The sequence below is a fragment of the Pseudofrankia saprophytica genome, from assembly GCF_000235425.2.
In the GTDB taxonomy this organism is placed as follows: domain Bacteria; phylum Actinomycetota; class Actinomycetes; order Frankiales; family Frankiaceae; genus Pseudofrankia; species Pseudofrankia saprophytica.
On sequence record NZ_KI912266.1, the window covers coordinates 3997524 to 4012125 of the forward strand.

Annotated in this window: 12 protein-coding genes; 5 read left to right on the top strand and 7 right to left on the bottom strand. The window is 71.6% G+C overall.

Going from position 1 to position 14602, the window contains the following annotated elements:
- Positions 1-111: 111 nt before the first annotated feature.
- Both FRCN3DRAFT_RS0216655 and FRCN3DRAFT_RS0216660 read right to left on the bottom strand, forming a co-directional pair.
- A complete protein-coding gene (locus FRCN3DRAFT_RS0216655; protein WP_035924845.1) occupies positions 112-747 on the bottom strand; it encodes a TetR/AcrR family transcriptional regulator in 636 nt (211 codons plus the stop codon).
- Positions 748-1061: 314 nt separating this feature from the next.
- A complete protein-coding gene (locus FRCN3DRAFT_RS0216660) occupies positions 1062-1961 on the bottom strand; it encodes a LysR family transcriptional regulator (RefSeq protein ID WP_007511887.1) in 900 nt (299 codons plus the stop codon).
- Between the two features lie 364 nt (positions 1962-2325).
- Between FRCN3DRAFT_RS0216660 and FRCN3DRAFT_RS0216665 the strand changes: the two genes are divergently transcribed.
- The gene (locus tag FRCN3DRAFT_RS0216665; protein ID WP_007511888.1) at positions 2326-3078 is read left to right on the top strand and encodes an FkbM family methyltransferase; all 753 of its coding nucleotides are present in this window, start codon (positions 2326-2328) and stop codon (positions 3076-3078) included.
- Between the two features lie 73 nt (positions 3079-3151).
- Positions 3152-5275, top strand: a complete 2124-nt coding sequence (locus FRCN3DRAFT_RS0216670; RefSeq protein ID WP_007511890.1) for a hypothetical protein — start codon at positions 3152-3154, stop codon at positions 5273-5275.
- Positions 5276-5315: 40 nt separating this feature from the next.
- On the opposite strand, the gene FRCN3DRAFT_RS44800 is transcribed toward FRCN3DRAFT_RS0216670, so the two are convergent.
- Together FRCN3DRAFT_RS44800 and FRCN3DRAFT_RS0216680 are read right to left on the bottom strand one after the other, a co-directional pair.
- Positions 5316-6746 carry a DUF6596 domain-containing protein gene (locus FRCN3DRAFT_RS44800; RefSeq protein WP_007511892.1) on the bottom strand — a complete coding sequence of 477 codons (1431 nt, stop codon included), beginning with the start codon at positions 6744-6746 and terminating at the stop codon, positions 5316-5318.
- Between the two features lie 21 nt (positions 6747-6767).
- Positions 6768-7133 (bottom strand): YciI family protein, encoded by a 366-nt coding sequence (locus FRCN3DRAFT_RS0216680; RefSeq protein ID WP_007511894.1) that lies wholly within the window; start codon positions 7131-7133, stop codon positions 6768-6770.
- 540 nt (positions 7134-7673) lie between these two features.
- Here FRCN3DRAFT_RS0216680 and FRCN3DRAFT_RS0216685 point away from each other — a divergent pair.
- Both FRCN3DRAFT_RS0216685 and FRCN3DRAFT_RS51545 read left to right on the top strand, forming a co-directional pair.
- Positions 7674-8099, top strand: a complete 426-nt coding sequence (locus FRCN3DRAFT_RS0216685) for a cupin domain-containing protein (protein WP_007511896.1) — start codon at positions 7674-7676, stop codon at positions 8097-8099.
- A gap of 109 nt (positions 8100-8208) precedes the next feature.
- Entirely contained in the window at positions 8209-9735 is a 1527-nt protein-coding gene (locus FRCN3DRAFT_RS51545; RefSeq protein ID WP_007511898.1) for a toll/interleukin-1 receptor domain-containing protein, read from the top strand.
- Here FRCN3DRAFT_RS51545 and FRCN3DRAFT_RS54100 read toward each other — a convergent pair.
- Positions 9732-9896 carry a hypothetical protein gene (locus tag FRCN3DRAFT_RS54100; RefSeq protein ID WP_007511899.1) on the bottom strand — a complete coding sequence of 55 codons (165 nt, stop codon included), beginning with the start codon at positions 9894-9896 and terminating at the stop codon, positions 9732-9734. The genes FRCN3DRAFT_RS51545 and FRCN3DRAFT_RS54100 overlap by 4 nt on opposite strands.
- A 146-nt stretch (positions 9897-10042) precedes the next feature.
- Between FRCN3DRAFT_RS54100 and FRCN3DRAFT_RS0216700 the strand changes: the two genes are divergently transcribed.
- On the top strand, positions 10043-11302 hold the full coding sequence (locus tag FRCN3DRAFT_RS0216700) for a TIR domain-containing protein (RefSeq protein ID WP_007511900.1): 1260 nt from the start codon (positions 10043-10045) through the stop codon (positions 11300-11302).
- A 40-nt stretch (positions 11303-11342) separates the two neighbouring features.
- On the opposite strand, the gene FRCN3DRAFT_RS0216705 is transcribed toward FRCN3DRAFT_RS0216700, so the two are convergent.
- Positions 11343-13085, bottom strand: a complete 1743-nt coding sequence (locus tag FRCN3DRAFT_RS0216705; protein ID WP_007511901.1) for an FAD-binding dehydrogenase — start codon at positions 13083-13085, stop codon at positions 11343-11345.
- 140 nt (positions 13086-13225) lie between these two features.
- Positions 13226-14326: a phosphotransferase gene (locus FRCN3DRAFT_RS0216710; protein ID WP_007511902.1), complete on the bottom strand. Its 1101-nt coding sequence runs from the start codon at positions 14324-14326 to the stop codon at positions 13226-13228.
- Positions 14327-14602: the final 276 nt, after the last annotated feature.

The window sequence follows — 14602 nt, forward strand, 5'->3', positions numbered from 1 at the left end:
GGGCCGCGGGTCAGCTGGTGTGGGTGGGCGCCGGCCGAGGCCGGCGAGGTGGGACGTGACGGATGGTCCGCGCGTCGCGACGAGGACGCTCGGGCGTGGTTCGGCGTTGGTTCAGGGGCGGCGGCCGGTCGCCGCTGTCGACGTGGCGAGGCAGGCGGCGATGAGGTCCGCGACCGCGGCCTGGGATGCCTCCACCGTCAGGCCGGCGTCCTGGCGCAGGACGTGCCAGAACTCGACGCCGGTGATGGCGAGCAGCCGGCCCAGCAGGTCGTCGCGCGCCGGTGGCCCCGCGGCGGCGAGGCGGGTGGCGAGCTGGTCGTGGAACGCCGCCTCGACCCAGGCCCGGTGGGCGAGCCGGCCGTCGGTGGCGGTCCCGGCGACCGCGGGTGAGATGTCCTCCTGGCTCAGGGACCTGCGGATGACGGCGCCCCACCGCTCGTACTGGCTGGCGACGCGGGCGGCCACCTCGGCCGGTTCCGCGGTGTCCGGCGCGCCGCGGGCCGCGCCGATCATCGGCCCGACCCATGCGTTCACGGCGGCCACCAGCCCGTCCTTGGTGCCGACCCGGCGGATCACCGTCTGCAGTCCGACACCGGCCCGTTCGGCGACCGCGGCGAGGGTGATCTGGTCGATCGGCCGGTCGGTGAACAGCTCGAGCCCTACGGTCAGGATCCGCTGGGTGGTGGCCTCCGCCGCCACCGCGCGCTCCCGCTGCCGATACGGCCGGGCCGCTCCCGCTTCTTTCACGGGAATTACGATACCGCGAAATATCCCGGCGCGGATCGCCGCCCCCTGTCGTCCGCGCGTCATCGGCCGGTTCTGGACGTCGGGAGGGACAGCTCCCGGACAGATACCGGCACGCCCTCGACGAGGGGGCCCGAGCTGGAATCATGGTCAGCACGGGGGATTACGGGGGACCGCGGGGGCAGGAGGTATGGGGATGCCGGTGACGGCTCCCCATACCCCTGGGTAGCGCGGAACGGCCCGGGTAGCGGAGAAGGACTCCAGCCCGGCTGGCCCGCGCCCGCCGGGTCCCACCTGCCGGGCCGTGCCCGCGTGGGTTATGCCGCGCGGCCGAGGCGCAGGCAGCGGTCGAGGAACTGCGCGGCGGTGGCGGACGGGGGACCGCCGGGTCGAGTGGCGATCACCACCTGGTAGCGAGGCGGGTGTGGCTCGATGGCGAGGAAGCGGATGTCGCGGGTGCGTTCGGCCAGCGACGCGGGGACGAAGGCGCAGCCGATCCGGTAGCGGACGAGGTCGACGACGGTCGCCAGGTCGCTCAACTCCACCTGGGTGCCCCGCTCGGCCAGGCCGGCGGCGGCGAACGCCTTGTCCACGGCGGCGCGCACGCCCCAGCCGGTGGGGAACTCGATGAGGTCGAGCCCGGCGGCCTCCTCGAGGGTGAGCGCGGCGCGGCCGGAGGCGGCGAGCGGGTGGTCGACGGCGCAGGCGAGCGCGACCGTCCCCGTGTGCAGCGCGTGCAGGCGCAGGTCCCGCACCGGCCCGGTGGTGATCAGCACCGCCAGGTCCAGCTCGCCGGCCCGGACCATCGCGGCGTGGGACGTGGCGGCCGCGGGGTCGGGCGTGGCCAGCTGGACCTGGACGTACGGGTGCTCGGCGCGGAAGGCCGCCAGGGCCGCGAGCACCGAGCCCGGGGTGAGGCTGTGCAGGATCCCCAGCGAGAACGTGCCGCGCGCGCCCTCGCGTACCTCGGTGACCACCTGCCTCGCCTGGCGGACCGCGCCCAGCACCCGGCGCGCCTCGGGGACCAGCGCCCGGCCGGCCTCGGTGAGCTCGACGTGCTGTGTCGTGCGCTCGAACAGGTCGACGCCCAGCTCGCGCTCCAGCGACCGGATCGACGCCGACACGCCGGACTGCACCATGTGCAGTCGCGCGGCGGCCCTGGTGAAGCCGCCCTCCTCGGCGACCGCCAGGAAGTGCTCCAGCCTGCGAGGTTCCACGTTCCGTCCCGGTTCTGCTCCAGGTCCCCGCCAGTAATCACTATCAGTGATGAAGCCGGCGAAGATCAATGTCGGACCATGATGGGTCGCGCGCGGGCCGGAAGCGTGACAGCACCCGCGACGGACGCCACCACGCCGTGGCCTGCCTGGTGAGACGTCGCTCCACCGGTCCGCGTTGCGCCGGAGCGCCACCTCGACGCCGGGTCGCCGGGTCGTGGCCGGACAACGGAGTCACTGCGCGCCGCGGAATCCTGGAAAGCCCGCCGAATGTGAACGTGCTGCGGGGAGTGACCGATCAGCGGTGAATCGCGAGCCGGGAGCGCCCCGTTCATCGACGTCCGAGCGGTTCCCCTATCGTGCGGGCATGGTGAAGGCCAGTCCTCGCTGGGTTGCCCGTAACGTGGTCCGCCGGATCCCGCCGGCCAATGCTCGCATGCCGCTGACCATGTGGGCCGGCCTCTGGGGAGGCCCCGCCGGCCCCGGAATCGACGCGGTGTCCATCGTCAAGCGGATCGCCGACCAGGCGGACCATCCGCTGACCGTCGTCCAGATCGGCGCCAACGACGGCGAGATGGGCGACCCCCTGCACGACGTCATCGTCAGCTACGGCTGGCGTGGCGTGCTCGTCGAACCGCTGCCGCACCTGTTCACCGCGCTGCGGAACACCTACCGCGACACCCCCGGCATCGCCTGCGAGCAGACCGCGGTCGGCACCGAGAACGGCTCGATGACCATGTACACCGTCCCCTGGAAGCCCGGCGACCCGGTGTGGGCGATTGGTCTCAGCTCGTTCCGCCGCGACGTGATCCTGGAGTCGGCCAACCTGATGCCGGACATCGCCGAGCGGATCGAGGAGGTCACGGTCCCGGTCATGCGGCTGGACACCCTCCTGGCGAAGCACCAGATCAACCACATCGATCTGCTGCAAATCGACACCGAGGGTTACGACTATGAGATCCTCAAACAGATCGACTTCTCCAGGACCTGGGCGCCCCGTCACCTGATCTACGAGGCATGCCACCTCGGCGACTCGCTGGAGAAGGCGCGGGCGATCCTGCGGGACGCCGGCTACCAGGTCTTTCCGGCGGGCTACGACGACTACGCCTACCGCGACTGAGCCGGTTCCTCTCATGCGCGCCCGCCTCGAACCGGTTTGTGGGATCCTGGCAGAGCGCGCTTGAGAGGAATCCATGGGCGACGAGCAGGACTCGGTGGATCTGGCCGATCTGTTCGGCCTCGATGGAGCGCGCATCCACATCGGCCGCCCACTGGGAGTGGCCAGCCAGGGTCAGCTGCACCTGCGTGACGGCGTCCCCGACACGGCCGTCAAGGTGTTCGCCCCGGCCCACCTGTTCCGCTCGGCGACCGAGCTGCGGGCCAAGCTGACCTGGATGATCGAGCATCCACCGCTCGCCGGGCCCCCCGCCGAGGGTCTGCCGGCCGGTGAGCCGCCGTCGAGCGCGCCGCGCGCCGATGAGCCCACCGCCGATGAGCCGCTGACCGCCGAGCCACTCGTCGGCGGCCCGCCCGCCGCCGAGCAGCCTGTCTCAGGGCAGCCTGTCCCAGGGTCGCCGACGGGCGGGTACGAGGCCTTAGCCTGGCCCCGCGACCTGGTCGTCGACGGCAGCGGCGCGCTGGCGGGCTACACGATGGCCGCCCCTCCCGTCGGGGTCACGATGCGTACGCTCGTCGACCCGGCTGGACTCTTCCGTCCCAGCTGGTTCGAGGACTGGGGTGTGCGCCTCGAGGCGGCCACCCGGCTGGCCGCGGCGACCGCCGTGCTGCACGCGCGCGGCTACGTCATCGGCGACTTCCACGACGACGCCGTGTGGGTGACCTCCACCGGCCGGGTCACGCTCGTCGACTGCGACGCGATGCAGGTGACCACGGACGCGGGCGTGCACCTGTCCCCGGTCGGGCGGCCCGAGGTCACGCCGGCGGAGCTGCTCGCGCAGCGCGGCCGACCGCTGACGGCCGCCGCCGACGAGTACGCGCTCGCCGTCCACCTGTTCGCGCTGCTGATGGGTGGCCACCGGCCCTACACGGGCCGCTGGCGCGGCGACGGCGCGCCGCCGGGCCAGCTGGAGCTCGCCCGCCGGGGCCTGTACGCCCTGGGCGGGCACCGCGACCTCGGACCGCCGCTGGACCTGCCGCCGGCGGACATCCTCCCGCCGGGCCCCCGGGCGATGTTCGGCCAGGCCTTCGGCCCCGGCGCGGGCAGCCAGCACCCCAGGCCGACGGCGACGCAGTGGCAGGACGCGCTCCTGGCGCTCGCCACCGGCCTGCGTGGCTGCCCGCGGGTACCGACGCATCACTTCCGGTCGGGCCTGCCGTACTGCCCATGGTGTGTCCTGGACGAGCAGACCGGCATTCGCGCACCCCGCGCGACACCCGTCACACCCCCGTCCACGCTGCCCACCGCGCCGTGGCTGGCGCTGGCTCCTGGCACGTCCGTCGTGTCGGCGCCGCCCGCGCGGCCGGGTGTCCCGGCCACGGCCGGGACCACTGTCTCGGGCGGCGGCGCCATCCCAGGCGGCGGCGCCGCGGCCGCCGGCGCCACGACGCCGGTGGGCCCGCTGAGGACCTCGCGGCCGCCGTCCGCGCCGGAGCCGCTCGGGATCATCCCCGCCCAGCCGCCGGCGGGGGAGGCTCCGAAGGCTCGCCGGCGGGGGCGCCCGGGCTCACGGTCGGCACCGCGGCGTCTCGCCTCCCGGGTAGCCATGGCGCTGCTGTGCCTGCTCGGCGCCGCGCTGGTCGTGTTCATCGCGCTCGGCACCGTGAACGAGCTGCCCGAGGGTGACCTCGGCGCCGCGGAGGACAGCGGGTCCGGCGCGTCGGCGCACGGCGTCCCCCTCCTGTCCACGAGCAGCCCGCCGGCGTCGGCGCGGGCGGCGCGGTGGCCCTGGGTTGGGAAATGGCGGGGCGTCGGCGCCGCCCCCCGCGCCGAATTCGGCCTGCAGATCGTCGACGACGGGATGGTCGGCGGCCAGGAGCGGTTCACCGCCATGGAGACCTCGGGAAGCTGTCCTGTCCACTACCGGGGGTCGGCCGCGACCTGGCTGGACGATTCGGGCCCTGCTTATCCCCACGACGTCTACGGTCTGGTGCTCGACGCCGAGCTGCCGGTGGGCGCCGATCCCTCCGGCTGCGCGCTGCTGGCCGACCCGGCGTTCTACCGAAGCGGCGGCGCGGAGCCGACCAGCCCCGGGGCGATCCGGATCGAGATGGTCGGCTCGGTCAGCGACGACCTCGCGCGCGCCCGGATGACGGTTCGTCCGGGAGATGCGCTGACCGTGACGATGCGGCGGGAGTGACCCGGACGGGCTCGCCATCGGCTCGGCTCGCGTCGGAGTCCTAGCTCGCGCCGGAGTTGTGGCTCGCGTCCGATTCTTGGTTCGCGTCCGATTCTTGGCTCGCGTCGAAGTCCTGGCTCGTGCCGTCGCCCAGGCTCGCGGCCTTGTCCAGGAGGTAGCGGCGTTCCGGCTCGCTGGCGGTGCGGCGGGCTGCGGCGCGGAAGGCGGCCTCGGCGCCGGCGTGGTCGCCGGCCATCTCTCGCAGGTGCGCGCGGACGGCGAGCAGACGGTGATGGGTCGACATCCGCCGGTCGGCATCGGCGAGCATGTCGACGACCGCGAGCGCCGCCGACGGCCCGGCCACCTGGGCGAGCACGACCGCCCGGCTCAGCGCCGCCATCGGGTTGGGCGCGATCTGCTCCAGCACGTCGTAGAGCCCGAGGATCTGCGGCCAGTCGGTGCTCTCGGTGTCCGACGCCTCGGCGTGCACCGCGGCGATCGCCGCCTGCACCTGGTATGCCCCGACGGGTCCCACCGGCAGCGCCTTCTCGAGCAGCTCGAGACCCTCGGCGACCAGCGCCCGATCCCAGCGGGAACGGTCCTGCCGGTCGAGTGGCACCAGCCGGCCGTCCGCGTCGGCGCGGGCCGGCCGGCGGGCGTCGGTGAGCAGCATCAGCGCGAGCAGCCCCTGTACCTCCGCGTGCTCCGCGGCCCCCTCGGGCAGGAGCCGGGCAAGCCAGCGGGTCAGCCGGACCGCCTCGTCGGACAGGCCGGGCCTGGTCAGGTCGGTCCCCTCGGAGGCCGTGTAGCCCTCGTTGAAGATCAGGTAAAGCACGTGCAGCACGGCGCGCAGCCGGTCACCGAACTCGGCGCCGGCCGCCGGCATCCGGAACTCAGGCCCGGCGGCGCGCACGCTCTGCTTGGCGCGGCTGATCCGCTGCGCCATCGTCGCCTCGGGGACGAGGAAAGCCGTGGCGATCTGCGCGGTCGTCAGGCCGCCGACGGCGCGCAGCGTCAGCGCGACCTGGCTGGGCGGGGACAGCGCCGGGTGGCAGCACAGGAAAAGCAGCCGCAGCGAGTCGTCGTGGTCGGCCGGGCGCTCGGCGTCGGCGGCCCCGGCGACCAGCTCGCTCGCCGGGGTCGCGACGACGAGCCCCTCCTCGCGGCGCCGCCGGGCCGCCTCGGCCCTGATCGTGTCGATCATCCGGCGGCCGGCCACGGCGGCGAGCCAGCCGCGCGGGTTGTCCGGAACCCCGTCGCGCGGCCAGCCGGTCGCCGCCGCCAGCAGCGCCTCCTGGACGGCGTCCTCGCACAGGTCGAACTGTCCCGGGTAGCGGCGCAGCAGCCCACCGAGCACCCCCGGCGCGAGCGTGCGCAGCAGGTCACCGACGGCCGGGTCGCCCACGGCCGGGTCGCCCGCGGCGCCGGCACCCACCGCCCGGCCACCCGAGCCGCCGGCCTGGCTGGTCGCCGGTCCCGTCTCGTCCGCCACCGCGCCGCCTCCCCGGTGCCGTCAGCGCTGGGGCGCCGGCGACTCGTGGGGGAGCGGGACCAGCTCCACCGCCTCGTGCGACGCCCACGGCAGGTCCGCGGCGATCTCGACCGCGCGGGCCTCGTCGGCGACGTCGAGGATGTAGAAGCTGCCCATGAACTCCTTCGTCTCCAGGTACGGGCCGTCGGTCACGGCGGGCACGCCGTCGCGCACCCGGATGACCTTCGCCTCGGCCTCCGTGCCCGAGCCGTAGGCGCCGATCAGCTCCCCGGAGTCGAAGTACTTCCGGTTGAACGCCTCCTGTGCCGCGATCGCCGCCGGCCACTCCTCGGCCGGGATCGACTCCCACGTCTCCTTGGACCCGTAGATCGTCACCAGGTACTTCATCGTCGCATCTCCCCTTCGGGTTCCGGCGCGGTCTACCGGCGCCGACGTCCTCCGGTCGGAGCCGCCGCAGCATTCTCTACATCGGGGCCGAGATGTGTTGCGCGTCACATTGCGTGTGATCGGTCCTCCGCATCGAACCGCCCGTCGTGCCTGCCTGCCTGCCGCCTGTCCGGCGTCGGCCGCCGCGCGGACCCCTCTCCGACCCGCCTCTGGCGAACCGTGTCAGATGGTCGTGCCTATGGGCTCCCGGACCCGACACACATCGCCGGTGCCTTGCTGGGCTGTGTCGGATGAGGGTGTCGCTGGGCACTTTCATCCGACACGATCCGCCATCGGGCTGTGGGTGGGGCTGAGGGATCGACCCCGGGCGGTGCCGCTTCGGGCCGCAGTGCTCCGGACAACCTCTGCGCTCTATGCGCCATGGAGAGCTGTCGATGGCCGGCGTCCACCTGCCGGCGGGCGGCGGGCGGCGGGCGGTGGGCTCACTGTGCCGATGTCGCGGGTGCGCGACCCGAAGCGAGGAGGCGGGATGATGAGGAAATGGGGACCGAACCGAACCGTCCGGTGGAGCTCGCGGCGGCGCTGGCGAGTTTCGAGCAGCTCTGGAGCCCGCGCATCGTCACCCAGGTCAACGACTACGACGTGCGGGTGGCCAAGGTCGCCGGCGAGCACATCTGGCATGTCCACGACGACACCGACGAGTTCTTCCTGGTGATCGACGGAGAGCTGCGGATCGCCCTGCGCGGCCCCGGCGCCGCCGCGCCCGACGGCGAGGCGGGGGAGCGCGAGGTCGTCCTGGGGAAGGGCGCCGTTTTCGTCGTCCCGCGCGGCGTCGAACACAAGCCCTCCTCGCCCGGCGGCGCATCGATCCTCATGTTCGAACCAACGGGAACCTCCACCGTCGGTGACCGTCACGAGGAAGTCCCCGACCACGTCGACGCCACCACGGGCCACCCGCTGGGCTGATCGCGCCGCATCGGCCCGGCGCGACCTGTCCGCTCGGCGATGGAAACGAGACAGGCGCGGGCGACCCGGTAGCATCGCGCCATCGGGCACGTCGTGGCGGGGGTCGTGGATGTCGGAGAAGCTCGAAAAGGACGAGGTCCGGGAGCTCGCGAAGGTGTTTCGCGATCGGACGGCGGCCGACCAGCTACTCCTGTACGTGGGAATGGACGAGCTGGACCTGCCTATTGACGTCAGGAGTTCCCTGATGTACTGGCAGGCGGTCGACGAGATCCTCGACCGCGGGGCGCTGGCCGGCGGGCGTCTCAGGATTCTTACCCGGGCAGCGGAGCTGTACCCGGCGAACATTCTGTTTCCCGGACGGGTGGCCGAACTCCGGAGAGCCGGCCAGGATGGCATGTTCCCGCCACCCGGGGCGTACTACGAGGCGCGCGGGGCGTCGGTCGGCAACACCGGACCAAAGCAGGCCGGAGACTTCGGCGGGGCGTCGCGGGAATCGGTTCACGGCACCGTCGTGGCAATGGACGTCGTCGGGTACAGCGGCCGCGGTGAGGCCGTCCAGCGCGCGGTGCGAAAGGCGCTGCCTCAGCTTCTCTGGAGCGCTGTCAGAGGAGCTGGGATCCCTCCCGAGCAGGTCCAGGACCAGGACCGAGGAGACGGCTACATCGTCTTGATCCCCTCGGTCGTGCCGGTGGAGCGCATTGCGGCGGACTTCGTCCACGAGCTCAGGATCGCGCTCCGGGAGTACAACCAGGAGGGCCGGGATGCCCATGGACGGATCCGGCTGCGCGTGGCCCTGCACGAAGGACACGTCGCTCCCGACGTCCGCGGCGGCTGGGCCGGCGCGCCGATCGTCGTCGCGGCCCGGCTTGTCGACGCCGCCCCCCTGAAGAAGGCGATGGAGGCGTACCCGAACGCAGATCTCGGGCTCATCGTGTCCGACGAGATGTACAGATCCGCGGTCGTGGAGGGCCGGCGCGGGCTCGACATACGGGCTTTCCGCGCGGTGAAGGCGACGGTGAAGGAATTTCAGGAGCGTGCCTGGCTGACGATCCCCGAGTTGGGAGTCAGCTTCGGCCTGGAGACTGAAGAACCGTCTCCTACGCCCGACGCCTCCGCGGGCCGGCGCGTCGATGCCTCCGGTGCCGAGGCGGGGAGGGACCCCGGCACGCCCAGCAGGCCGAACAGCGCCATGCGGGACTTCTTCGTGTCGGCCGCGGAGGACGACCAGGGCTGGGGCTCCTGGATCGCCTGGTACCTCACCAAAGAGGGGTACACCGTGCGCCTTGAGTCCTGGGCTCTGCTCGCGGGCAGCAGGTCGGTCGAGGTGCTGAACGAGGCGCTCGAGTCCTCGAAGCGGACGATCGCGGTGCTGTCACCCGCCTACCTCGCGTCGAAGCAGGTCCAGACCGCCTGGGGGAACGCGTGGCTGGACGATCCCGCCGGTCTGGAACGCACACTGATCCCGGTGCGGGTGGCGCCGTGCGAACCGGGTGGCCTGTTGCGCGGTATCCGCTATATCGACCTGGTCGGTCTTCGCGAGGACGCGGCGAGACAGTATCTCGTCGAGCAAATCCGCCGTGCGGTCGACGGCCGCTACCGTCCGACGACCGCGCCACCCTTCCCCGGCCCGAGTTAGAAGACCTGACGGGTGTGGAGCCAGGAAGACCAGGTCAGGTTCGCGGCCAGTTGGTTGAGCAAGGCTCGGTGGCCGATCTGGCCATACGTGCCCAGATCGGTTCGACAGTGATGGCGAGCGGCAGCGGGGGTGACGTCGGCGATCGTGGCCAGCTCATACATCAGCCAGCAACCTGCCTTCTTCTCAGTACGGTCGCGGACATACCGGGCGACCGGATGGCCGGGGCCGCCTTACCAGTTCGGTGATGTGGTTGTCTAGGCAGGGCGGTGCTCCGGACTCCTGGTTCAGCCCGGGCGGTGATCGGCGTATGCCGGTAGTCGTCCTGGGCCTGGACGTGGCCGGGTTCACCGACCGCGATCCGTACGTGCAGAAGGAAATCCAGAAGGCATGGCCCGAGATCGTCGAGGAGGCATGCCGGAAGGCGCGTATCGCGGAGGACGACCACACGAACCCGCGGAGCCAGGAGCGCGGAGACGGAGGTTTCGTCGCGTTTCGTACCTCCGGTGTTCACAAGGATTTCATCGTGGCCGATCTCGTCCGTAAAATGGGCATCCAGCTCGAATATTACAACCGCTACCGCTTCGGTGACGGCCGGATAAGGCTGCGCGTCGCGCTGCACTGCGGCGATGTCTATTTCGCGGACAGCTGGACCGGGCTGGCGGTGAACGAATGTTCGCGGCTGCTGGAATCCAGTCCGGTCAGGAATGCGCTCGAGGATAACCCGTCGATCGGCCTCGCCGTGATCATCTCGCCGGAGATGTTCAAGGGCGCGGTTGTCGATGGCGAGCAGGGTGTCAGGGTGGACGACTACCAGGAAGTGGAGGTGAAGGTAAAGGAGTTCAGGAGCTCCGCCTGGCTCGGAATCCCGGGCGGCGCGGCCGCCGCCGAGCTGGTGGACTCCCTCGCCGACACCGAGGTGGCGACGCTTGCGGACATCTACGATGGGCGTGGGAGCGCGACCCAGCTCCTCCGGGACGCCGGGATCGATGTCTCGTTGCTCGCACCGGCTCAGGTGAATCCCTGGGAGCGGCCCTTGTCGTCGATGGAGTTCTGGCGCGGGGTCAACGACAGCCTCAGGAGTGGAGCCCTGCCACAGGGGCGCCGCAAGATTCTTGAGCTGGCGCGCTACGACTTCTTCATCTCAGCCGTGCGGGAGGACGAGAGCTGGGCTCAATGGATCGCCTGGATTCTTTCGGAGGAGGGGTATCGGGTCCATCTGGACGATTCGAGCTACGCCCACACCGACGATCTGACAGGTGTGATGAAGCTGTCGAGGCGGTGGCTCGCCGTACTCTCGCCCGCCTATCTGAAGTCTGACCCGTTCGGTTCGGTGTGGAAGCGTGGATGGCAGCGGGATCCAGACCACCTGTGGAGCACCCTCGTCCCTGTCCGTGTTCGGGGGTGCGAGCCGACGGGGGTGCTGGCGAAGATTCCCGGCGTGGATCTCTTCGGACTCGACAAGAATGCTGTAAGGACAAGTCTGATCGAAAGCGCCCGAGGATGGGTGCGAAAAATCGATCGGCCAAACGGCCAGCCGAGGACGCCGGAGATGCCCGACGCGGGATGAGCTGGGCCTTGCGGGCGCCTTACGCGGAATGGCGCAGAGCTCACCCGCCGGTGGCGGCGGCCGCGGCTCGGCCGGCCGCGCGGCCCGAGAAGAGGCAGCCGCCGAGGAAGGTGCCCTCGAGGGCGCGGTAACCGTGGACGCCACCGCCGCCGAAACCGGCGACCTCGCCGGCGGCGTACAGGCCGGGTAGCGGCTCGAGGCCGTCGGGGCGCATCACCCGGCCGTCGAGGTCCGTTTCCAGGCCGCCGAGGGTCTTGCGGGTCAGCAGGTGCAGCTTGACGCCGATCAGCGGGCCGGCCTTCGGGTCGAGGATCCGGTGGGGCGTGGCGACGCGGATGAGCTTGTCGCCCCGGTAGCGGCGGGCCCCGCGCAGGGCGGCGATCTGCAGGTCCTTGGTGTAGGGGTTCGCCATCTCGCGGTCGCGGGCGAGGACCTGGCGCTCGATGTCCTCGTAACTCAGCAGCGGGGTCGGAGTAAGCGCGTTCATGCCGTCGACGAGTGAACGCAGGTCGTCACGGACGACGAAGTCGACGCCGTGCTTCTTGAACGCCTCGACCGGGCCGGGGGCGCCCTCGCCGAAACGGCGCCGCAGCAGAAGGCGGATGTCCTTGCCGGTGATGTCGGGGTTCTGCTCGGAGCCGGAGAGCGCGAACTCCTTCTCGATGATCTTCTGGGTGAGGATGAACCAGGTGTGGTCGTGGCCGGTGCGCTGGATGTGCGCGAGCGTGCCGAGCGTGTCGAAGCCCGGGAACAGCGGCGGGGGCAGCAGGGCGCCAGTCGCGTCGAACCAGAGCGACGACGGGCCGGGAAGAATCCGGATGCCGTGGTTCGGCCAGATCGGGTCCCAGTTCGTGATGCCCTCGGTGTAGTGCCACATCCGGTCGCGGTTGACGATGCTGCCGCCGGCGGCCTCGCTGATGGCGAGCATCCGGCCGTCGACGTGCGCCGGCACCCCGGTGACCATGTGCTTCGGCGGCTCGCCGAGGCGCGCCGGCCAGTTGGCGCGCACCAGTTCCTGGTTGCCGCCGATGCCACCGGACGTGACGATCACGGCCTGGGCGTGCAGCTCGAACTCACCGACACCCGTGCGGGACGACGCGACGCCCCGGGGGGTGTCACTCGGTTCCAGGACGGTGCCGCGCACGCCGTCGACCTGCCCGGCAGTGAGCGTCAGCTCGTCGACCTGGTGGCGGAAGCGGAACGTCACGAGCCCCGCGTCCGCCGCGGCCCGCACCCGGCGGGCGAACGGCTCGACCACACCCGGGCCGGTGCCCCAGGTGAGGTGGAAGCGCGGCACCGAGTTTCCCGGCCCGTCGCCGCCGTAGCCGCCGCGTTCCGCCCAGCCGACGATCGGGAACCAGCGGACACCCATCGCGTGCAGCCAGGCGCGCTTCTCGCCGGCGGCCCACTCGACGTAGGCCCGCGCCCACTGCCGGGGCCAGTGGTCCTCACGCTCCCGGTCGAAGCCGGCGGTGCCAAGCCAGTCCTGCCAGGCGAGCTCGAACGAGTCGCGCACGCCGAGCCTGCGCTGTTCGGGAGAGTTGACGAAGAACAGGCCACCCAGCGACCAGAACGCCTGGCCGCCGAGGTTCGCCTCGTTCTCCTGCTCGACGAGGATCACCCGCCGCCCGGCGTCCGCGAGCTCCGCCGTCGCCACCAGCCCGGCAAGTCCCGCCCCGACGACGATGACGTCCGCGTCGCCACCGCCTCGGCCATCCACCACGTGTACTCCCGTCCACAACGCGTCGCCGACGGGCCGCGCCTTCGGCCCGATGACTGGCATCGTTCGCCCCGGCTACCTTCCGTCCGGGCCAATCGGTCCGTCAACCGGCGCGCCCCGGCGCCTGGCCGACCCTCCAGACCGGCCACAAGCCCCTTCGCCGCGGATCCTCCGAGCCCGTGATCCCGGCGGCCCGACCAAGGTCACCGTTCGAGGGCGGCCAGCGCCGATTCGGACTCCAGTTCGACGTAGGCGGCGGCATAGCGCTCGGCGAGGTTCAGGGAGATCTCCTGGCTCTGGTAGCCGTCGGTGCCGAGGGTCGACAGCCAGATCGTCAGCCCGTAGGCGGCGGACGCCCGGTACTGGAGCCAGGCGTCGTCGAAGGCGGGGCGGGTCGCGTCCGGCACGTCGAGCGCCGTCAGGTACTCCTTGATCAGATCCGTCTCGGCGGCGCGGCGGTCCTCGACGGTGAGTGAGCCGACGAGGAAGTAGCCGACGTCCTGCGGCCAGGCGCCGCGGCGCACGACCTGCCAGTCGAGGAAGCCGACCTCGTCGCCCGGCAGCACGTATGTGTTGCCGATGTGGGCGTCGGCGTGCAGGAGGGTGACTGGCTCGCGGTCCAGCGTGGCGACGTAGCGGGCCCAGATGTCGACGTGGGCGTCGCCGTCGTGCGCGGTCACGGCGCCCGGGAGGCGGTCGCCGCCGCGTTCGAGGCCTCTCGGCGTGTAGGTCCGCAGCCCGGCCTGGAAACCCTCGGTCGGTGCCCAGGTCTGGACCCAGGCGAGGTCCGGCTCGGTGGCCGCGGAGAACTCCCAGTACCGGCTGTGAAGCCTGGCCAGGCCGCGCAGGCCGTTCGCGACCTGATCCACCGTCATCGGGCGGGTCGAGTCCCGTGGGTCGCCACCCCGCCTGGTCACGTCCTCCATGACGATGAGGTAGTCCAGCCCGGGGCGGTCGATGATCACCTTGTAGGAGCGTGGGTGGTCCACGGGAAGCGGGACGCCCGAGGCGAACAGGTCCGGCTCGTTGAAGAGGTTGCCGTTGCGGGCGTGCACCGCCCGATGGACGCCCTCGGCCTTCAGGAAGACCCGGTCCGGGCCGGAGCCCGCGGCGTAGGTGAGGTCGAACCGCGCCCGGCGGTTGGTGCCGTCATCCCGCGCCACCAGGACGACGTCCTCGACCACGGCGCCCGGACAGCTCTCGGCCAGGACCGCCGTGAACCAGGCGGGTGTGACCTCGGCCCAGTCGGCAGGCACCAGTAACGGCGCGAGCCCTTCCGAGGCGCTGATCTCTGCAGACGACATGAGTTCGGAGTATGTGTTTACTCACCTCTTTGGGTCAACCGTAGCCGGCGCCGCGGCGGCGAAGGTCCCAGATCGATAGAATCTCGGTCAGTGACGGTACTGTCGAACCGCGATGCCCTCTTGTAACCGCGTCCTGTTCATGGCGCGGCGCTGGTGCCAGGCACGGGGCAGGTAACATCTCATCTGCGGCGCCAGTTTGACGAATCAGAGCCGACCCTTGAGTGTTACCCTCGATGGTCTCCCGGATGTTGCTCGGCGTGACCGGACTGATGGCAC

Coding starts and splice junctions, on each gene's coding strand:
- FRCN3DRAFT_RS0216665 (WP_007511888.1), top strand. CDS start 2,326: ATGGTGAAGGCCAGTCCTCGCTGGGTTGCCCGTAACGTGGTCCGCCGG.
- FRCN3DRAFT_RS0216670 (WP_007511890.1), top strand. CDS start 3,152: ATGGGCGACGAGCAGGACTCGGTGGATCTGGCCGATCTGTTCGGCCTC.
- FRCN3DRAFT_RS0216680 (WP_007511894.1), bottom strand. CDS start 7,133: ATGAAGTACCTGGTGACGATCTACGGGTCCAAGGAGACGTGGGAGTCG.
- FRCN3DRAFT_RS0216685 (WP_007511896.1), top strand. CDS start 7,674: ATGGGGACCGAACCGAACCGTCCGGTGGAGCTCGCGGCGGCGCTGGCG.
- FRCN3DRAFT_RS51545 (WP_007511898.1), top strand. CDS start 8,209: ATGTCGGAGAAGCTCGAAAAGGACGAGGTCCGGGAGCTCGCGAAGGTG.
- FRCN3DRAFT_RS54100 (WP_007511899.1), bottom strand. CDS start 9,896: ATGTATGAGCTGGCCACGATCGCCGACGTCACCCCCGCTGCCGCTCGC.
- FRCN3DRAFT_RS0216700 (WP_007511900.1), top strand. CDS start 10,043: ATGCCGGTAGTCGTCCTGGGCCTGGACGTGGCCGGGTTCACCGACCGC.
- FRCN3DRAFT_RS0216705 (WP_007511901.1), bottom strand. CDS start 13,085: ATGCCAGTCATCGGGCCGAAGGCGCGGCCCGTCGGCGACGCGTTGTGG.
- FRCN3DRAFT_RS0216710 (WP_007511902.1), bottom strand. CDS start 14,326: ATGTCGTCTGCAGAGATCAGCGCCTCGGAAGGGCTCGCGCCGTTACTG.